Consider the following 18953-nt stretch of genomic DNA (forward strand, 5'->3'; position numbering starts at 1 on the left):
AGTGCACCGATGTTGCGAACCATGTTCAAGTCGAAGATTCACCGAGCCACGGTGACAGAGGCCGACCTGCACTACGTCGGCTCGGTGACCGTCGACGCGGACCTCATGGAGGCCGCCGACCTGCTCCCCGGCGAGCTGGTGCACATCGTCGACATCGACAACGGCAGCCGCCTGGAGACCTATGTGATCGAGGGCCGGCGCGGCTCCGGCGTGATAGGGATCAACGGGGCCGCCGCCCACCTGGTCAAGCCCGGCGACCTGGTCATCCTGATCAGCTACGCCCAGGTCGACGACGCCGAGGCCCGCTCGCTCCGGCCCACCGTCGTCCACGTCGACGAGCGCAACCGCGTCGTCGCCCTCGGCTCCGACCCCTCCGAGCCGGTGCCCGGCAGCGACACCCGGCGCGGCCCCCTCAGCACCGCCCGCGCCTGAGCACCGCCCGCGCCCCGGCAGCCGCCCGGCGCGTTCCGGACCCGGGAACGACCGAGGGGCCGGCGACGCCACCGTGGCGTCGCCGGCCCCTCGTCAGGGACTGACCCGAGATCCAGGTGCCTAGCCGCCCTGGGAACTCACATGCTCGTACACATCCCGCGCCTCGGTGTCGAGTCGGGGGCCGGCCAGCCACGTACTCTCCAGCGGGCCGATCGAGTTGACCGAGACCAGCTCGGCCTCGCCGCCCTCGCCCTGCCGCAGCCACGGGCCGCCGGACGAGCCGCCGGTCATGGTGCAGCCGGCCCAGTACAGGACGGGCATCGTCGGGTCGATCGACAGCCGGCCCGGGGTGTCGGTGCAGCGGTACATCAGCACGCCGTCGTACGGGTCGGCGGCCGGGAAGCCGTAGAGCGTCACGTTCCCCAGGCCGGAGACCGCCGGGGCCTCGAAGTTGATATCCACGGCCGAGCCGACCGTCTCCTCCAGGGAGCGCCCGCTGCCGTCCTCCGGCTCCACCTGCATGACCGCGAAGTCGCCGTGCGCGCCCTCACCGCCGGTGGTGGTGCCGTTGTCGATCCAGTACTGGGTCGTCGACACGTAGTTCGCCCAGTAGATGCCGTACGGGTAGACCGAGTCGGCGTTGGCGTCGTTCTCCGCCTCCTCCGCCGGCAGGCCCTCGTTGTTGTAGGCGGGAACGAAGCTCAGGTTCCGGTACCAGCCGCCGCCCACGCCCGCGTGGACGCAGTGGCCGGCCGTGGCCACCAGGTTGGACTGGCCGGGCCGCCTCGGGTCCTTCACGACGGTGCCGGAGCAGACCATCGGGCCCTCCGGGCTGTCGAAGAACACCTTGCCGATGGGGGCACCGTTCTCCGTGTACGGCGTCGGGACCTGCTCGGCCTCGACCGGCATCGGCTCCATGTCCGTGATGCCACGGTCGTCCATCGGGTCGTCGGCGTCGGGCGCGTTGGCGTCCTCGTCGATCTGACCGTCGTCGATCGACTGGTCCGGGTCCTCGGCGTCGCCCATCCGGTCGGCGTCCCACAGGCCCTCGATGATGGGGTTGACGAAGTCGCCGACCTCGCGCAGCCAGGTGTCCTGGTCCCAGTCCTCCCAGCCGCCCTCCAACCAGGCGTCCAGGTCGAACTCGAACGGCAGGTTGTCGATCAGGTCCTGGAGTTCGCGGTTCTCGTCGGGCGTCGCCTCCTCGCTGGGCAGCGCGCTGTCGCCCGAGTCGTCGTCGCCGTTGCAGGCGGTGGCGGTCAGGGCGAGGCACGCGGCCATCCCCGTCGCCGCCAGCGCGATGCGACGACGCGAACTCCGTCGGCGTATCGGTGACATGGGTCAATCCCCCTGAAGCAGTGGTTCTTCGCTTGGCTAGGCAGTTCACCTGACGGGCAGGCGCCCCCCAACTATGCCGGTGACCATCTGGACGGCGTCAGCCGGGTCCCCGGTTCCCGCCGGCGTTCCGAGGGCTTTCGGCCAAGAAAACCGTTGCCCGCCCGTGATCCCCGGGGCACTCGGTCGTTACTACGGATGGCGGTACGCCGCCGCGCCAGTCAACTGCCCGACGGGGCCCGAGAGTCCGCACGAAGGAGGGAGGCGCGCCCACCCGGTTGACGCCGGGAACGCCGCGCCGCACCCGGATGAACGCACGCCCCCGTCCCGAGCGAGGCCCGCAGCAGGACTCCACGCGGTCGGCCTCGGCCGGGCTCGCGGAGCCGGCGGTGCCGCGTCAGGCGCGCCACGCCCCGGACGACGCCCCGCGCCGAGCACCGGCCGGCCCGGCCGAAACGGCCGGCCCGGCCGACGCCGGCGGCGAACGGCCGCGCGAGGCCGACCCGTTGGAGCACCCCGACCCCGAGGTCGCCGCCGACGCCGCCGCCTGCGAGGGGCTGCTGCGCTGCTGGGTGCGCGAGACCGGCGTGCCCAGGCCAGGCGGTCGGGTGCTCGTGCTGCCGCTGCCCGCGTCGGGCAGCGGGCTGCGGGTCCCGGTGCGCCACTGGTCGGCCACCGGCTGGCACCGCTTCGGGCGGCCCGAGTTGATGACGGCCCCCGCCGGCGCCCCGCCCCTGGACGCGGTGACGCTCGCGGCGCTGCTCGGCCGCGAGGCGGCGCACGCGGCCGGCGCCGCCGGCGGCCCGCCGGACGGCGAGACGGCCGCGCTGGTCGGCCGGGTGGCCGACTCCCAGCGGCGCACCGCACTCTTCCTCGCGCACCGCAGGGCCGAACCGGGGCCCGCGCGCCACGGCCACGCGTTCCTCGACGCCGAGCAGTCCGTCCTCTTCGGACATCCGCTGCATCCCAACCCCAAGAGCCTGGAGGGCATCGCGGGGCGCGAGGCGGCGCGCTGCTCGCCCGAGCTGCGCGGCGCGTTCCGGCTGCACTGGCTGGCCGTCGACCGCGCCGTGCTGGCCGCCGACTCCGCCTGGCGGGAGGGCGGCGCCGAGGTGCCGGCCGAGGCGCTCGCCGCCCGGGCGGCCGGGGCACCGCTGCCGGTGCCGGCCGGCGCCGTTCCGCTGCCGCTCCACCCCTGGCAGGCCAGGGAGGTGGCGCAACGGCCGGCCGTCGCCGAGCTGTTCGACGCAGGGCTCCTGCACAACCTGGGCGAGCACGGGCCGCCCTGGCACCCGACCTCCTCGGTCCGCACGGTCCACCGGCCGGGCGCCGAGGTGATGGTGAAGCTCTCCCTCGGCCTGTGGATCACCAACTCCCGCCGGGAGAACCTCCGCAAGGAGCTGCACCGGGGCGTCGAGGTGCACCGCCTGCTGGAGGCGGGGCTGGCCGCCGAGCTGCGCGCCGCCTGCGGCCCCGGCTTCGACATCGTGCGTGACCCGGCCTGGCTGGCGGTGAACGACACGGCCGGCCGGCCGGTGCCCGGCCTCGACACCCTGCTGCGGCACAGCCCGTTCGCCCCCGACGACGACGTGCTCTGCCTCGCCGCGCTCACCGCGCTGCGCCCCCGGCCCGGGCGGCCAGGCGCCGCGCTCTCCTCCCGGCTCGCGGAGATCGTCGACGGCCTCGCCGCCCGCACCGGCGCCCCGCGACCGGCCGTGGCCGAGGAGTGGCTGGGCCGCTATCTGCGGGCCGTGGTGCGTCCGGTGCTGTGGCTGGACGCACACGCCGGCGTCGCGCTGGAGGCGCACCAGCAGAACACGCTGGTCGTCCTCGACGAGGACGGCTGGCCGGCCGGCGGCCGCTACCGGGACAACCAGGGCTACTACTTCCGCGCCTCCCGCCGGGCCGCGCTGTGGCGCCGGCTGCCGGGGCTCGGCGAGCGCTCGGACACCTTCGTCCAGGACGCGGTGGCCGACGAGCGGTTCGCCTACTACCTGGGCATCAACAACGTCCTCGGCCTGATCGGCGCGTTCGGCGCCCAGGGGCTGGCCGAGGAGGAGGCGCTGCTCACGGTCCTCCGGGCCTTCCTGGTCGAGGAGTCACGGCGCTCCGACGGCCCCGTCTCGCCGCTGGTGGCCCACCTGTTGACGGCCGGGACCCTGCGCTGCAAGGCCAATCTGCTGACCCGGCTGCGCGGCCTCGACGAGCTGACCGGCCCCGTGGACGGCCAGTCCGTCTACGTCGGCGTCGCCAACCCGCTGACCGGCGCCTGAGATGCGCGGGGAGGAACGCACGGTGACCACCGAGGCGACATCGCCCCCGGACAGTCCGCCGGCCGGCCCGGTCGCGCCGCTGGCCGCGCTCGTCGAGGGGGCCCCGATGGCCACGGTCGCAGGGAGCTTCCGGCTGGAGCCGGTGCGGCCCGAGCGCGACCTGCCGCTGCTCAGCGGCTGGATGAACGACCCGGCCGTGGACGCCTTCTGGCAGCTGGCCGGCCCGCCCGACCGAACGGCCGAGCACCTGGGCCGACAGCTGGTGCCGGGCGGCCACAGCCTGCCGTGCCTGGGGCTGCTGGACGGCCGGCCGATGAGCTACTGGGAGGTCTACCGCGCCGACCTGGACCCGCTCGCGGCGCACTACCCCGCCCGCGCCCTCGACCTGGGCGTCCATCTCGCGATCGGCCCGCCCCAGGACCGGGGGCGCGGCCTCGGCTCGGCGCTGCTGCGCGCGGTGGCCCAGGCGCTGCTGGCCCGGGCGCCCGGGTGTGGGCGGGTGCTCGCCGAGCCCGATGTGCGCAACCTCGCGTCGATCGCGGCGTTCCGGGCCGCCGGCTTCCGGAAGACGGCGGAGCTGGAACTGCCGGACAAGCGCGCCGCGCTGCTGGTCAGGCGGCGCTGACCCGTTCGCCGACCGACCCCTGCCTCCCCCGCGCCGAAGAGCGGCGCGGTTCACGGAACCCCGACGAAGGAGCGAACGTTGTCCATACCGACCACCGAACCGACGGCCGACCCCGAACCCGAGCCGGCCCCCCACGCCGCCGGCGTGCCCGCCCCCCGGCCCGCCGACGACCGGCCCGCCGACGACCGGCGCTGGGAGCGCGTCTCCCGCGCCCTCTTCGCCAAGCTCCTCGCCGAGTTCGCCTACGAGGGGATCATCACCCCCTACGCCGAGCACGGCCACCCCGGCGGCTACGAGCTGCCGGTCAACGAGGAGTTGACCTACCGCTTCCGTGCCCGGCGCGGCGCCTACGGGCACTGGCGAATCGATCCTGCCTCGATCACCCCGGCCGCCGATCCGCTGGAGTTCATCGCCTCGGCCCACGACACGCTGCTCAGCCTCTCCGGCGACACCACGGGCCACCTGATCCGCGAGCTGACCGCGACGCTCAGCGCCGACGCGGCCCTCGCCGCCGACGAACTGCCCGTGGAACGGCTCGTGGAGCTGGACCACGCGGCGCTCGAAGGACACCAGACCGGGCACCCCTGGCTGGTCGCCAACAAGGGCCGCCTCGGCTTCTCCGCCAGCGACAGCGCCCGCTGGGCCCCCGAGGCCCGCACCCCGAGACCGTTGCCCTGGCTGGCCGTGCACCGTTCGCTGGCCAGCTACCGCGGCGTCGGGGAGCTGGCCGCCGAGGACTCGCTGTACGCCGACGAGCTGACCGAGGCCACCCGGGGGGCGTTCGCCGGAGTGCTCGCCGAGCAGGGCCGGCGGCCTGGCGACTACCTCTGGCTGCCGGTCCACCCCTGGCAGTGGGACGAGTCCATAGCGACGCTCTACGCCCCGCAGATCGCGGCCGGCCTCCTCGTGCCGCTGCCCAGCGACGGCGACCTGCGGCTGCCGCAGCAGTCGATCCGCACCTTCCTCAACGTCAGCCGCCCCCGCGCCCGTTCGGTCAAGCTGCCGCTGTCGATCCTCAACACCCTCGTCTGGCGGGGCCTGCCCACCGAACGCACCCTGGCGGCGCCCGCGGTGACCGGCTGGGTGCTCGGGCTGCGCGACGCCGACGCGTTCCTCGCCGAGGAGACCCGGGTGATCCTGCTGGGGGAGGTGGCCTCGGTGACCGTGGAGCATCCGCTCTACGACCGGCTGGCCACCGTTCCCTACCAGTACCGGGAGCTTCTTGGCTGTATCTGGCGGGAGCCGATCGAGAAGTACCTGGAACCGGGGGAGCGCGCCCGCACGTTGGCCTCGCTGCTCAGCACCGACCGGACCGGCCGCTCGTTCACCGCCGAGCTGGTGCGGCGCTCGGGACTGGCGCCCGAGGAGTGGCTGCGCCGGCTCTTCGCCGCGCTGCTCCCGCCGCTGCTGCACTTCCTCTACCGCTACGGCACCGTCTTCTCGCCGCACGGGGAGAACGCCCTCGTCGTCTTCGACGAGCGGGACGTCCCGACGCGGCTGGCGGTCAAGGACTTCGTCGACGACGTCAACCTGAGCGTCGAGCCGCTGCCCGAGTTCGAGGGAATGCCCGTCGAGGTCAGGGACGTGCTGCTGACCGAGCCGCCCGCGTTCCTCACCCAGTTCATCCACTCCGGGCTCTTCGTCGGCGTCTTCCGCTTCCTCGCGCCGCTCTGCGAGGAACAACTCGGCGTCCCAGAGGTCGATTTCTGGTCACTTGTCCGCGCCGAGATCCTCGCCTACCAGCAGCGCTTCCCCGAGCTGAAGCAGCGCTTCGAGACCTTCGACCTGCTGACGCCGAGAATCAAACGGCTCTGCCTCAACCGCAACCGCCTCCAGCTCGACGGCTATCGCGACCGGTCCAACCGCCCACACGCCGCCGTGCTCGGCACGGTCGCCAACCCGCTCAACCCTGGCTGATGCGCCCCCCGTGGCGGGTGCGTTGTCAGTGGCCCGGCGTAGGGTGTGGGGCCCTATGACTGGCACCTCAGGGAAGCCCTCCCTCACCGAGCTGTTGCACGCCGCCGTCGTCGCCGTGGGCGGCACCGAACGGCCTGGTCAGGTCGCCATGGCCGAGGCCGTCGCCGAGGCGGTCGAGGACGGTTCGCACCTGCTGATCCAGGCCGGCACCGGCACCGGGAAGTCGCTCGGATACCTGGTGCCGGCCATCGCCGGGGGCGACCGCGTGGTGGTCGCCACGGCCACCCTGGCGCTCCAACGGCAGCTCGTCGAACGGGACCTGCCGCGCACCGTCGAGGCCCTGCGGCCGCTGCTGCGCCGCCGGCCGGAGTTCGCCACGCTCAAGGGCCGGTCGAACTACCTCTGCCTGCACCGGCTGCACGAGGGGGTGCCCAGCGACGACGAGCAGGGCCTCTTCGACCCGCTGGAGGCGGCCCAGGCCATGGGCGGGCCGACCAGCCGGCTGGGCAAGGACCTGCTGCGGCTGCGCGAGTGGGCGGACGACACGGAGTCGGGGGACCGGGACGACCTCTCGCCCGGCGTCTCCGACCGGGCCTGGTCCCAGGTCTCGGTCTCCTCGCGCGAGTGCCTGGGCGCCAGCCGGTGCGTCTACGGCGTCGAGTGCTTCGCCGAGGCCGCCAGGGAGCGGGCGAAGCTCGCCGAGGTCATCGTCACCAACCACGCGCTGCTCGCGATCGACGCCATCGAGGGCGCCCCGGTGCTGCCGGGGCACGAGGTGCTGATCGTCGACGAGGCCCACGAGCTGGTCTCCCGGGTCACCGGGGTCGCCACCGGCGAGCTGACCCCGGGCGGGGTGAACCGCGCGGTCCGCCGCGCGGCCAAGCTGGTGGACGAGAAGGCCGCCGACCAACTCCAGACGGCGGCCGAGAGCTTCGAGCGGCTGATGGAGCTGGCCCTGCCGGGGCGGCTGGAGACGCTGCCCGAGGACCTGGGGTACGCCGTGGCCGCGCTGCGGGACGCCTCCCGGACGGTGATCACGGCGCTGGGCTCCACCAGGGACGCCTCGGTCGCCGACGAGGACGCGGTGCGCAAGCAGGCGCTGGCCTCCGTCGAGAGCGTCCAGGCGGTCGCCGAACGGCTGAGCCACGGCTCGGAGTTCGACGTGATCTGGTGCGAGCGGCACGACCGCTTCGGCGCCTCGCTGCGGGTGGCCCCGCTGTCGGTGTCCGGGCTGCTGCGGGAGAAGCTCTTCGCCGACCGCTCGGTGGTGCTCACCTCCGCCACGCTCAAGCTCGGCGGTGACTTCAACGGGGTCGGCGCCTCGCTGGGGCTGGCGCCCGAGGGGGAGCGGGGCGAGGAGCTGCCGGTGTGGCGGGGGCTGGACGTGGGCTCCCCGTTCGACTACCGCAGGCAGGGCATCCTCTATGTCGCCAAGCACCTCTCGCAGCCCGGGCGGGAAGGCAGCAGGGCCGACATGCTCGACGAGCTGGCCGAGCTGGTGGAGGCGGCCGGCGGGCGGACGCTCGGTCTTTTCTCCTCGATGCGCGGCGCGCAGGCGGCGGCGCAGGAGCTGCGCGGCCGGCTGGACCTGCCGATCCTCCTCCAGGGCGAGGAGACGCTGGGCGAGCTGATCAGGACGTTCGCCGACGACCCGCGCACCTGCCTCTTCGGCACGCTGTCCCTCTGGCAGGGGGTCGATGTGCCGGGTCCCAGCTGCCAGTTGGTGGTGATGGACCGGGTGCCGTTCCCCCGCCCGGACGATCCGCTGGTCAGCGCCCGGCAGAAGGCCGTGGAGGAGGCCGGGGGGAACGGCTTCATGGCGGTGGCCGCGACCCATGCCGCGCTGCTGATGGCCCAGGGGGCCGGGCGGCTGGTGCGTTCCACCGAGGACCGTGGGGTCGTGGCGGTGCTCGACCCCAGGCTGGAGCGGGCCCGCTACGGGAGCTTCCTGCGGGCGTCGATGCCGGACTTCTGGTACACCACGGACCGCAACCAGGTGCGGCGCTCCCTGGCGGCCATCGACCAGGCGGCCATCGAGGCCGCACACGCGGCGGACGCGGCAGCGAGGGGCGCCGCCGCGTCGGCGAGTGACGCGTAGGTGGCTCCCCGAACGGGGGGAGCGGGTGGCGCGCGGCCGGGGCGCTCAGACCCGGCGCATCACCGCGACCACCTTGCCGAGGATGGTGGCCTCGTCACCGGGGATCGGCTGGTAGGCCGCGTTGTGCGGCAGCAGCCAGACCTGGCCGTCCTCGCGCTTGAAGCGCTTGACCGTGGCCTCGCCGTCCAGCATCGCCGCCACGATGTCGCCGTTCTCCGCGACGGGCTGGCGGCGGACCGTGACCCAGTCCCCGTCGCAGATGGCGGCCTCGATCATGGAGTCCCCGACCACCTTGAGCACGAACAGCTCGCCGTCGCCGACCAGTTGGCGGGGAAGGGGGAAGACGTCCTCCACCGACTCCTCGGCGAGGATGGGGCCGCCGGCCGCGATCCGGCCGACGAGCGGCACATAGGAGGCGGCGGGCTTGCCCGCGGTGTCCGTGGCGGGGGGAGGGGGAGTCTCGGCGCCCCTGACCTCGTAGGCGCGGGGGCGGTGCGGGTCCCGGCGGAGGAAGCCCTTGCGCTCCAGGGCCATCAGCTGGTGGGCCACCGACGAGGTGCTGGAGAGGCCGACGGCCTGGCCGATCTCCCGCATCGAAGGGGGGTAGCCGCGTCGTTGCACGGAGTCACGGATGACCTCGATGACGCGTCGCTGCCGGTCGGTCAGCCCGGAGCTGTCGGCCCTGATCCCCGGGGGGCGACCGGGCATGGCCCGCCCGGCACCCGGGGTGCCCATCCGGTCCTGGCGGCGCTCAGCGGCGGTGATGGCGTCGTCTGCTGCGGTGGTCATGCAGGCCCCTTCTCAGGTGGTACTCCCTAGTCAGACAACGGTAGTTGCTATCGAAAGGTTGCGCCAAACACACGTTCGAGTGAAAAATCCGTAATCGGGTGCCGGGGGTCGGACCGGGGGTGTATCGGTCCCAAACGGTAGCCCGTCCCCGGGTGCGAACGGTAACCGGGCGGTGCGATAACCTCCCTTCCGGCAAGCGGCCGGTCCCGGCCGTCGGGTGCCCCCGTCCGGCCTTCGCGCCCGGTTCCCGCCCGCGACACGCGCGCGGATGATGTTGACAGCCCAACACCAGATCTAGTGGTGGGATGGGCTCGGCGATCCCACAAATTGTGGTCTCGGGTCTTCGCGGGCCGGGGTTATCGCCTATGCTTGGCAGTGCCTCGACGGGCCCGCCTCGGCGGCCGTGCCGAGTGCTGCCGTCGATGCCGTCATTTCGCGATGCCGCGCGCCACTACGCCGCGTCACCAGGAGGGAGAGGGGAGAAGGCCATGCACTGTCCCTTCTGTCGCCACTCCGACAGCCGCGTCGTTGACAGCCGCACCGCCGACGACGGCACGCTGATCCGCCGCCGCCGCCAGTGTCCGAGCTGCTCCCGCCGCTTCACCACGGTGGAGACCGCCTCACTGATGGTGATCAAGCGCAGCGGCGTCACCGAGCCCTTCAGCCGGGACAAGGTGATCTCCGGCGTGCGCAAGGCGTGCCAGGGGCGTCCCGTGACCGAGGACGCGCTGGCCCTGCTCGGCCAGCGGGTCGAGGAGGCCGTGCGCGCCACCGGCAGCGCCGAGCTGTCCACCCACGACGTGGGCCTGGCGATACTCGGCCCGCTCCGCGAGCTGGATCTGGTGGCCTATCTCCGATTCGCGTCCGTCTACCGGGCGTTCGAGTCGCTGGAGGACTTCGAGTCCGCCATCGCCGAGTTGCGCGAGGGCGCCGCCGACGGGCCGCCGCGCCAGCGGCCCCCCGAGGACGCCGAACAGAGCGGCGTCGCCGACAAGACCTGACCGACGCGCACAGCCGCGCGCCGGCCAACAGTTCAGAACAGCACGGGTGACTCGGCCCTGGGCCGAGCACATCAGGGTGTCATGCCCGAACAGGGAGGCGGAATGACTGAGACGACGAGCGGTCCGGCACGTGGCTCACGCGCCAAGGGCGGCAAGGGCGCCAAGGGGCTGCGGATCGAACGCGTCCACACCACCCCGGGGGTGCACCCCTATGACGAGGTGGTCTGGGAGCGTCGAGACGTCGTCATGACCAACTGGCGCGACGGCTCGATCAACTTCGAGCAACGAGGCGTCGAGTTCCCCGACTTCTGGTCGGTGAACGCGGTCAACATCGTCACCAGCAAGTACTTCCGGGGCGCCGTCGGCACCCCGCAACGGGAGACCGGACTCAAGCAGCTGATCGACCGCGTGGTGCGCACCTACCGTGCCGCCGGCGAGAAGTTCGGCTACTTCGCCTCCCCGGCCGACGCCGAGATCTTCGAACACGAGCTGACCTACGCCCTGTTGCACCAGATCTTCAGCTTCAACTCGCCGGTCTGGTTCAACGTGGGAACGGCCCAGCCGCAGCAGGTCAGCGCCTGTTTCATCCTCTCCGTCGAGGACTCCATGGAGTCGATCCTCGACTGGTACAAGGAGGAGGGGATGATCTTCAAGGGCGGCTCGGGCGCCGGGCTCAACCTCTCCCGCATCAGGTCCTCCAAGGAGCTGCTCTCCTCGGGCGGCAACGCCTCGGGGCCGGTCTCGTTCATGCGCGGCGCCGACGCCTCCGCCGGCACCATCAAGTCGGGCGGGGCCACCCGCCGCGCCGCCAAGATGGTGGTGCTCGACGTGGACCACCCGGACGTCGAGGCGTTCATCGAGACCAAGGTCAAGGAGGAGGAGAAGATCCGCGCCCTGCGGGACGCGGGCTTCGACATGGACCTCGGGGGCGACGACATCACCTCCGTGCAGTACCAGAACGCCAACAACTCGGTGCGCGTCAACGACGCGTTCATGCGGGCGGTCGAGGCCGGCGAGTCCTTCGGGCTGCGCGCCAGGACCACCGGCGAGATCATCGAGCGGGTGGACGCGAGGAAGCTCTTCCGGAAGATGGCCGAGGCGGCCCACGCCTGCGCCGACCCGGGCATCCAGTACGACGACACCATCAACCACTGGCACACCTCGCCGGAGTCGGGTCGGATCAGCGCCTCCAACCCGTGCAGCGAGTACATGCACCTGGACAACTCCTCGTGCAACCTCGCCTCGTTGAACCTGATGAAGTTCCTCTCCGACGACGACGAGGGCAACCAGTCGTTCGACGCCGTGCGCTTCGCCAAGGTGGTGGAGCTGGTCATCACGGCGATGGACATCTCCATCAGCTTCGCCGACTTCCCCACCGAGAAGATCGGCGAGACCACCCGCGCCTTCCGCCAGCTGGGCATCGGCTACGCCAACCTGGGCGCGCTGCTGATGGCCACCGGGCACGCCTACGACTCCGACGGCGGCCGGGCCCTGGCGGGCGCGATCACCTCGCTGATGACCGGGACCTCCTACCGGCGCTCGGCCGAACTGGCCGGCGTCGTGGGCCCGTACGAGGGCTTCGCCCGCAACTCCGACGCCCACCGGCGCGTGATGCGCCAGCACGCGGAGGCCAACGACACCGCGCAGCGGATCGACGACCTGGACACCCCGGTGTGGGCCGCCGCCACCGAGGCGTGGCAGGACGTGCTGCGGCTCGGCGACAAGCACGGTTTCCGCAACGCGCAGGCTTCCGTGCTGGCGCCGACCGGCACCATCGGCCTGATGATGGACTGCGACACCACCGGTGTGGAGCCCGACCTGGCGCTGGTCAAGTACAAGAAGCTGGTCGGCGGCGGCTCCATGCAGATCGTCAACAACACCGTGCCCAAGGCGCTCAAGCGCCTGGGGTACCAGCCGGAGCAGGTGGAGGCGATCGTCGCCCACATCGCCGAGCACGGCAACGTCGTGGACGCGCCGGGGCTGAAGCACGAGCACTACGAGGTCTTCGACTGCGCCATGGGCGAGCGGTCGATCGCGCCGATGGGGCACGTGCGGATGATGGCGGCGGCGCAGCCGTTCCTGAGCGGCGCCATCTCCAAGACGGTCAACATGCCGAGCACCAGCACGGTGGACGACGTCGCGGAGATCTATCACCAGGGCTGGAAGCTGGGCGTCAAGGCCCTGGCCGTGTACGTCGAGAACAGCAAGGTCGGGCAGCCGCTCTCCGCGAAGACCAAGGACGCGGAGAAGAGCGGTCAGTCGGCCGATGCCGCGGCCGAGCCGGAGCGCGTGATCGAGTACCGGCCGGTGCGGCGGCGGCTGCCGAAGGGCCGGCCGGGGATCACCACCTCGTTCACGGTGGGCGGCGCCGAGGGGTACATGACGGCCAACTCCTACCCGGATGACGGCCTCGGCGAGGTCTTCCTGAAGATGTCGAAGCAGGGCTCGACCCTCGCCGGCATGATGGACGCCTTCTCGATCGCGGTCTCGGTCGGGCTCCAGTACGGGGTGCCGCTGGAGACCTATGTCTCGAAGTTCACCAACATGCGCTTCGAGCCGGCCGGCATGACGGACGACCAGGACGTGCGGATGGCGCAGTCCATCGTGGACTACATCTTCCGCCGGCTGGCGCTGGACTTCCTGCCGTTCGAGACGCGTTCGGCGCTGGGCATCCACACGGCGACGGAGCGGCAGCGGCACCTGGAGACCGGCTCCTACGAGCCGGGCGACGACGAACTGGACGTCGAGGGGCTCTCCCAGTCCGCGCCCCGGCAGACCCAGCCGGGTCCGGCGCGAGAGGGAGCCGCGCGGGAGGAGGCCGCGCCGGCGGCCGGCGCCTCGCGTCCGGCGGAGTCGGAACGGCCGGCGCCCAGGGAGGCGCACAGCTCGACGGAGCTGGCGGAGATGCAGCTCGGCCTCAACGCCGACGCTCCGCTGTGCCTCTCCTGCGGCACCAAGATGCGCCGGGCCGGCAGCTGCTACCTCTGCGAGGGGTGCGGCTCCACCAGCGGATGCAGCTGAGTTGAGCGTCGCGGCCCGGCCGTGACGTGCCCGCCCGGGGGCGGTGGCACCGTTCGCGCGGTGTCACCGCCCCCGGCGCGTCGGGGACTTGGAGCGGGCGGGCGGGTGCGGCTCGGGGCGCCGGCCGCGCCGCCGCGGGCGTGACGGGCGGGTGGGTGGGTGGGTGCGGGGCTGCGGCCCGGGTCAGGCGTCGCCCATGGTCGCGGTGAACTCCTCGGGGTCGATGTCGAAGCCCCGGAGCGCCTTGTGGAAACGCCAGTTCCCTGCCTCGTCCCTGGTGAACTCGGCCACCGTGGCCGCCGTCGCTCCGGACACCGAGGACAGGTCGTCCTCCGCCAGCGTGGTGTAGCCCTCGGTGATCTTGATGGACGTCCGGGAGATCTCGCCGAACGTGCGGCGGCCGTGCCGCTGCTGGATGGCGACGCCCACCACCACCCTGGTGAAGGAGTCGGCCAGCCGGTCGAGTTCGAGCTTGAGCGCCTCGTCGGTGCCGAAGCCCTGCCCCGTCTCGCTCTCCCGGGTGAGGGTGATGGTGCCGTCGGGAGACCTGCTGTCGAAGTGCACGAGATAGACCGGGCGGCCGTGCGGCGCCTCGCCCTCGTAGGTGGCGGCGATCAGGTCGAGGTCGTGGGGTGGGGCGTCGGCGGGGCTCGGGTCCCAACGGAGGGTGACCTCGGCCGTCTCGATCCCTTTGCTGAACGGGCTCACCAGACATCCCTTCCATGCGGGTGAAGAAGCCACGCCGAACTGCGGCGCGGACTCCCGGCACGACCATTCTCACCCCTCGCCGCGACCGCTAACCCCCGGCCCGGTGAGGTGGGTTGATGTTGAGCCAGGCGGCGACGCGGGGGCGAGCGGGCCTGGTCAGAGGGCCCGTCTCGGGCACGGTCGGCCGGTCGGCGGGGCAACCCCCGGCGGGCCGGCGGGCGTTGGCCGGCCGCCCGCACCCGTCGCCGGCCGCGCGGCGCCGCCGGGCCGACCGGGCGCGCCCGGGTGCGTGATCGCGGAACCCCTGCGTCCCGTCCGGCCGTTGGCCTTACGATGGCGCGGTGCTGGTCAAGTGGATTCGTTGTGCCGTGGTTGACCGGGTCGGCTTTGATCGCGGGCAGCGGAAGTGGGCCGGCCTTCTCGGCGAGCCCGGGTTTCGAGCCCAGGGCGGAGGCTGGAGCCGTTCCCAACCCGGGGTGATCCACCTCTTCAGCTTCTGGGAGAGCCGGGCGTTCTACGACTCCTTCATGGCGCGCTCCCATGACCGGCTCGCCGCCGCCCAGCAGGGCAGCTTCCAGGACCCCCGGGTCCGGCTCTTCGAGTACCGGTTCGACGTGAAGATGGGCTTCGAGCCCCGGTTCCACGACGCCGACCTGCTGCGGGTCGCGCACACCAAGGTGCACGAGGACCGGGCCGAGCACTTCGCGCTGATGCAGGAGAAGGTCTGGAACCCGGCCATGGCCGGCTCTCCCGGGATGCTGCGGGGCGTCTTCGCCCAGGCCGAGTCGGGCTGCGAGTTCCTCGTCCTCTCCATGTGGAAGTCGGCCGCCGAGCGCGCCAAGTACCGCACGGAACGGGTGGAACGGCTGGCCCTGCGCGCCCAGACCGGCGCCGACATCGCCGCGATCACCGGAGACGTGATCGACATGGAACCGTCCTGGACGGTGTGATCCGCGCCCCCTCGGCGGCGTACGACTCGGTGCGCGGGGGGCGCGCGAACTAGGGTGGGCGCCATGCCACAGCCCCGGCGCATCATCCTCATGCGGCACGGAGAGTCGCAGGGGAACCACGACGACTCCGTGTACCAGCACACGCCCGACCATGCGCTGGAGCTGACGGAACGGGGCCAGCGCCAGGCCAAGGAGGCGGGAGAGCGCCTGCGCGAGACGATCGGCGAGGAGCGCATCTCCGTCTACGTGTCTCCTTATCGACGTACGCATCAGACCTTCCAGGCGTTGGGCCTCGATCCGGCTCGGACGAGGGTCAGGGAGGAGCCGAGGCTCCGGGAGCAGGACTGGGGGAACTGGCAGGACTGGGCGGATGTCGAGCGCCAGAAGCGGGCGAGGAACGCCTACGGGCACTTCTTCTACCGCTTCGCGCAGGGCGAGTCGGGGGCCGATGTCTACGACCGGGTGGGAGCGTTCCTGGAGAGCCTGTGGCGCAGCTTCGACGAGCCGGACCACCCGCCGAACGTGCTGCTGTTGACGCACGGGCTGACCATGCGGCTGTTCTGTATGCGGTGGTTGCACTGGACGGTCGCCGAGTTCGAGTCGCTGTCCAACCCGGGCAACGGGGAGACCCGGCAGTTGGTGCTCGGCGCGGACGGCCGCTACCACCTGGACCGGCCGTTCGAGCGTTGGCACACACCCGAGCGGCCCTTCCAGGGTTGGTGCGCGTAGGGTGGACGCCGCCATGCCGATCCAACCGCCCACCCACCGCGTCGAGCGCTCGATCCGCGCCACCACCGGGGCCCGACTCGTCGCGGGCGTCGACGAGGTCGGCCGTGGGGCCTGGGCCGGGCCGGTGACCGTCTGCGCCGCCGTGACGGGTCTGCGCCGGCCGCCGGAGGGGCTCACCGACTCCAAGCTGCTGACTCCGCTGAGGCGCACGGCACTTGCCGAGGTTCTGACCGGGTGGGTCACCCATCACGCGTTGGGGCACGCCTCGCCCCGGGAGATCGACCAGCTGGGGATGACCGCCGCGCTCCGCCTGGCGGCGGCCCGAGCCCTGGAGGGCCTGCCGGAGCGCCCGGACGCGGTGATCCTCGACGGCAAGCACGACTACCTGGGCGCGCCGTGGAACGTCCGCACGGTGATCAAGGGCGACCAGTCTTGTGTGGCGGTCGCGGCGGCGTCCGTGATCGCCAAGGTGCACCGTGACGCCCTGGTGGCCGAACTCGCCGCCGATCACCCGGCGTACGGGTTCGACACCAACGCGGGCTACCCCTCGCCGACGCATCGCGCGGCCCTGGAGGAACTGGGCCCGACCGAGCACCACCGGCTCACCTGGGCGTACCTGGACGCGCTGCCGCGCTGGCGCCATCTGAAGCTCCCCTCCCACCGGGACGCCCTGGCCGAGGAGTCCCTGGAGGACAGCGGCCAGCTCGGCATCTTCTGATCCGCCGGCCGCGACCGGCCCGCCGGCGTCATCCCCGCACCGCCAGCACCAGGGGGAGGACACGCTCGGCCCCGGTGGCCCGCAGAAGCCTGGCCGACAGCGCCAGGGTCCATCCGGAGTCGGTGAAGTCGTCCACCAGCAGCAGCGGGCCCGGGTGCGTCTTGACCGCCTCGGCCAGCTCCGGAGCCAACTCCAGCGCGCCGTGCAGCGCGTGCACCCTGCGCGCGCTGTTGCTCGGCCCTGGACGGCGGTCGTGCCGCGCGGTGCTCACCGAGCCCAACAGGGGCATCCGGCCGACCCGGGAGATGCCCTCGGCCAGCGAGGTCACCAGCCGGGGCCGGCTCGTGGAGGCGACGAACACGACGCCCACCGGGCGGGGCGGGGCGTCGGGGGCGCCCGAGGCCCAGCCGCCTGGCCCTCGCGCCCAGTCGGCCAGCACCGCCACCACGGCGTCGAGGACATCCTCCGGCACCTCGCCGTCCACGGACTCCGGGCTGAGCAGGGGGCGCAGCCGGTCACCCCAGCCGATGTCCGAGAGCCGGCCGAGGGCCCGCCCGGTCTCCGCCTGCTCGCCCGCCGGAATGCGCCCCTTCAGCTCAACTCCCGTGGCCGGCAGGCCGCTGGGCCACATGCGGCGCGGCTCCACGGGGACGCCGGGGCGGGTCAGCTCGCCCCGGGCGGCCTCCAGGGCCGCCGGCGTGACCTGGGCGTCGAAGCCCATGTCGGTGCAGTTGTCACACCGGCCGCACGGCCTGGCCTCCTCGTCGTCCAGCGCGCGGCGCAGCAGCTCCATCCGGCAGTCGCCGGTGGCGGCGTAGTCGCGCATGGCCTCCTGCTCGGCCTCGCGCTGGCGGGCCACCCAGGCGTACCGCTCGGCGTCATAGCGCCAGGGCGCGCCCGTCGCGACCCAGCCGCCGCGCACCCGCCGGACCGCGCCGTCCACGTCGAGCACCTTGAGCATCATCTCCAGGCGTGAACGCCGCAGCTCGACCCTGGCCTCCAGGGCGGGCAGGGAGAGCGGGCCCTCGTTGGCGGCCAACACCGCGAGGGTGTGCCGCACCTGGTCCTCGGGCGGGAAGGCCAGGGACCCGAAGTACCGCCAGATCGCCTCGTCCTCGGGGCCCGGCAGCAGCAGCACCTCCGCGTGCTCCAGCCCTCGGCCGGCCCGGCCGACCTGCTGGTAGTAGGCGATGGGGGAGGACGGGGAGCCCACATGGATCACGAAGCCGAGGTCGGGCTTGTCGAAGCCCATGCCGAGCGCCGACGTGGCCACCAGGGCCTTGACCCGGTTGGCCAGCAGGTCGTCCTCGGCCGCCGCACGCTCGGCGGGCTCGGTGCGCCCGGTGTAGGCGGCGACCCGGTGGCCCCGGGCGGAGAGGTGCGAGGCCACCTCCTCGGCGGCCGCGACCGTCAGCGTGTAGATGATCCCGGAGCCGGGGAAGTCCGCCAGATGGTCGTCGAGCCAGGCCAGTCGGTGCGCGGCGTCCGGCAGGCGCAGGACGGACAGCCGCAGGCTGGTGCGGTCCAGCGGGCCCCGGAGCACCAGCGTCCCGGCGTCCGCGTCACCCGTGCCCAGCTGCTCGGCGACGTCCGAGGTGACTCGGGCGTTGGCCGTCGCGGTGGTGGCCAACACCGGGACGCCGGCCGGGAGTTCGCCGAGCATGGTGCGCAGCCGACGGTAGTCGGGGCGGAAGTCGTGGCCCCAGTCGGAGATGCAGTGCGCCTCGTCCACCACCAACAGGCCGGCGGTGGCGGCGAGCTGGGGGAGCACTCCGTCCCTGAAGTCCGGGTTGTTGAGGCGCTCGGGCGAGACCAGCAGGACGTCGACGGACCCGGCCGCGATCTCCTGGCGGACGATGTCCCACTGCTCGGGGTTGGCCGAGTTGATCGTGCGGGCCTCGATGCCGGCGCGCTCGGCGGCCGCGATCTGGTTGCGCATCAGGGCGAGCAGCGGCGAGACGATCACCGTGGGCCCGGCCCCGCGCTCTCGTAGCAGGGCGGTCGCCACGAAGTAGACGGCGGACTTGCCCCAGCCGGTGCGCTGCACCACCAGAGCCCGGCGCCGGTCGGCCACCAGGGCCTCGATGGCGCGCCACTGGTCGGGGCGGAGCCGGGCGGCCTCGTCACCGATCAGCCGGGCGAGCACCGCGTCGGCGGCGGTGCGCAGCTCGTCGCTGGTGGCGGACTCTGCGGGCGGGGTGTTCCCCCTGGTCTGGTCGGACATGGCGTCCATGCAAGCGGATGGGCGAGGACTTGGCGAATGGGCCCTGTGGATAACCCGCGATTCATATGACCTGTATGACGGACGCGCGGACCTGTGGACAGAAGCCGGCACGATGTCGTCGGGACCAGGCACT

The 18953-nt window shown here is 72.8% G+C and carries 14 protein-coding genes; 10 read left to right on the forward strand and 4 right to left on the reverse strand.

Features of this window, described 5'->3' with window-relative positions:
* Nucleotides 1-9 precede the first annotated feature (9 nt).
* The gene (gene panD / locus FH609_RS09225; protein ID WP_122183892.1) at nucleotides 10-432 is read left to right on the forward strand and encodes an aspartate 1-decarboxylase; all 423 of its coding nucleotides are present in this window, start codon (nucleotides 10-12) and stop codon (nucleotides 430-432) included.
* Nucleotides 433-552: 120 nt separating this feature from the next.
* Here panD and FH609_RS09230 read toward each other — a convergent pair whose 3' ends face one another.
* Nucleotides 553-1770: a trypsin-like serine peptidase gene (locus FH609_RS09230; protein ID WP_139666952.1), complete on the reverse strand. Its 1218-nt coding sequence runs from the start codon at nucleotides 1768-1770 to the stop codon at nucleotides 553-555.
* Between the two features lie 305 nt (nucleotides 1771-2075).
* Here FH609_RS09230 and FH609_RS09235 point away from each other — a divergent pair, with 305 nt between their 5' ends.
* The 4 genes from FH609_RS09235 to FH609_RS09250 all read left to right on the forward strand — a co-directional run bounded on the left by FH609_RS09235 (nucleotide 2076) and on the right by FH609_RS09250 (nucleotide 8680).
* A complete protein-coding gene (locus FH609_RS09235; protein ID WP_139666951.1) occupies nucleotides 2076-4040 on the forward strand; it encodes an IucA/IucC family protein in 1965 nt (654 codons plus the stop codon).
* Between the two features lies 1 nt (nucleotide 4041).
* Nucleotides 4042-4665, forward strand: coding sequence for a GNAT family N-acetyltransferase (locus tag FH609_RS09240; RefSeq protein WP_139666950.1), 624 nt, complete (start codon nucleotides 4042-4044; stop codon nucleotides 4663-4665).
* A 144-nt stretch (nucleotides 4666-4809) separates the two neighbouring features.
* Nucleotides 4810-6582 carry an IucA/IucC family protein gene (locus tag FH609_RS09245; RefSeq protein WP_139667042.1) on the forward strand — a complete coding sequence of 591 codons (1773 nt, stop codon included), beginning with the start codon at nucleotides 4810-4812 and terminating at the stop codon, nucleotides 6580-6582.
* A gap of 55 nt (nucleotides 6583-6637) precedes the next feature.
* Nucleotides 6638-8680 (forward strand): ATP-dependent DNA helicase, encoded by a 2043-nt coding sequence (locus tag FH609_RS09250; protein ID WP_139666949.1) that lies wholly within the window; start codon nucleotides 6638-6640, stop codon nucleotides 8678-8680.
* Between the two features lie 45 nt (nucleotides 8681-8725).
* Here the strand turns inward: FH609_RS09250 and lexA are convergent, their stop codons facing one another.
* Complete coding sequence (gene lexA, locus FH609_RS09255; RefSeq protein WP_139666948.1) at nucleotides 8726-9469, reverse strand: transcriptional repressor LexA; 744 nt, start codon at nucleotides 9467-9469, stop codon at nucleotides 8726-8728.
* Nucleotides 9470-9957: 488 nt separating this feature from the next.
* Between lexA and nrdR the strand changes: the two genes are divergently transcribed.
* Nucleotides 9958-10470, forward strand: a complete 513-nt coding sequence (gene nrdR / locus FH609_RS09260) for a transcriptional regulator NrdR (protein ID WP_226961520.1) — start codon at nucleotides 9958-9960, stop codon at nucleotides 10468-10470.
* A 102-nt stretch (nucleotides 10471-10572) separates the two neighbouring features.
* Nucleotides 10573-13491: a vitamin B12-dependent ribonucleotide reductase gene (locus FH609_RS09265; protein ID WP_139666947.1), complete on the forward strand. Its 2919-nt coding sequence runs from the start codon at nucleotides 10573-10575 to the stop codon at nucleotides 13489-13491.
* Between the two features lie 183 nt (nucleotides 13492-13674).
* On the opposite strand, the gene FH609_RS09270 is transcribed toward FH609_RS09265, so the two are convergent.
* A complete protein-coding gene (locus FH609_RS09270) occupies nucleotides 13675-14199 on the reverse strand; it encodes a TerD family protein (protein WP_139666946.1) in 525 nt (174 codons plus the stop codon).
* Nucleotides 14200-14540: 341 nt separating this feature from the next.
* Here FH609_RS09270 and FH609_RS09275 point away from each other — a divergent pair, with 341 nt between their 5' ends.
* From FH609_RS09275 to FH609_RS09285, 3 genes are all read left to right on the forward strand, one after another.
* Entirely contained in the window at nucleotides 14541-15149 is a 609-nt protein-coding gene (locus tag FH609_RS09275; RefSeq protein ID WP_139666945.1) for a YdbC family protein, read from the forward strand.
* Nucleotides 15150-15212: 63 nt separating this feature from the next.
* Nucleotides 15213-15878 (forward strand): histidine phosphatase family protein, encoded by a 666-nt coding sequence (locus FH609_RS09280; RefSeq protein ID WP_139666944.1) that lies wholly within the window; start codon nucleotides 15213-15215, stop codon nucleotides 15876-15878.
* Nucleotides 15879-15891: 13 nt separating this feature from the next.
* Entirely contained in the window at nucleotides 15892-16596 is a 705-nt protein-coding gene (locus FH609_RS09285) for a ribonuclease HII (RefSeq protein WP_139666943.1), read from the forward strand.
* A gap of 28 nt (nucleotides 16597-16624) precedes the next feature.
* On the opposite strand, the gene FH609_RS09290 is transcribed toward FH609_RS09285, so the two are convergent.
* Nucleotides 16625-18820, reverse strand: coding sequence for a RecQ family ATP-dependent DNA helicase (locus tag FH609_RS09290; RefSeq protein ID WP_139666942.1), 2196 nt, complete (start codon nucleotides 18818-18820; stop codon nucleotides 16625-16627).
* Nucleotides 18821-18953 lie beyond the last annotated feature (133 nt).

Origin of the sequence: Streptomyces sp. 3MP-14 (assembly GCF_006334905.2) — a bacterium.
In the GTDB taxonomy this organism is placed as follows: Bacteria; Actinomycetota; Actinomycetes; order Streptomycetales; family Streptomycetaceae; genus Streptomyces; species Streptomyces triticirhizae.

Coding starts and splice junctions, on each gene's coding strand:
- FH609_RS09265 (WP_139666947.1), top strand. CDS start 10,573: ATGACTGAGACGACGAGCGGTCCGGCACGTGGCTCACGCGCCAAGGGC.
- FH609_RS09230 (WP_139666952.1), bottom strand. CDS start 1,770: ATGTCACCGATACGCCGACGGAGTTCGCGTCGTCGCATCGCGCTGGCG.
- FH609_RS09240 (WP_139666950.1), top strand. CDS start 4,042: ATGCGCGGGGAGGAACGCACGGTGACCACCGAGGCGACATCGCCCCCG.
- FH609_RS09235 (WP_139666951.1), top strand. CDS start 2,076: ATGAACGCACGCCCCCGTCCCGAGCGAGGCCCGCAGCAGGACTCCACG.
- lexA (WP_139666948.1), bottom strand. CDS start 9,469: ATGACCACCGCAGCAGACGACGCCATCACCGCCGCTGAGCGCCGCCAG.
- FH609_RS09290 (WP_139666942.1), bottom strand. CDS start 18,820: ATGTCCGACCAGACCAGGGGGAACACCCCGCCCGCAGAGTCCGCCACC.
- nrdR (WP_226961520.1), top strand. CDS start 9,958: ATGCACTGTCCCTTCTGTCGCCACTCCGACAGCCGCGTCGTTGACAGC.
- FH609_RS09280 (WP_139666944.1), top strand. CDS start 15,213: ATGCCACAGCCCCGGCGCATCATCCTCATGCGGCACGGAGAGTCGCAG.
- FH609_RS09285 (WP_139666943.1), top strand. CDS start 15,892: ATGCCGATCCAACCGCCCACCCACCGCGTCGAGCGCTCGATCCGCGCC.
- panD (WP_122183892.1), top strand. CDS start 10: ATGTTGCGAACCATGTTCAAGTCGAAGATTCACCGAGCCACGGTGACA.
- FH609_RS09250 (WP_139666949.1), top strand. CDS start 6,638: ATGACTGGCACCTCAGGGAAGCCCTCCCTCACCGAGCTGTTGCACGCC.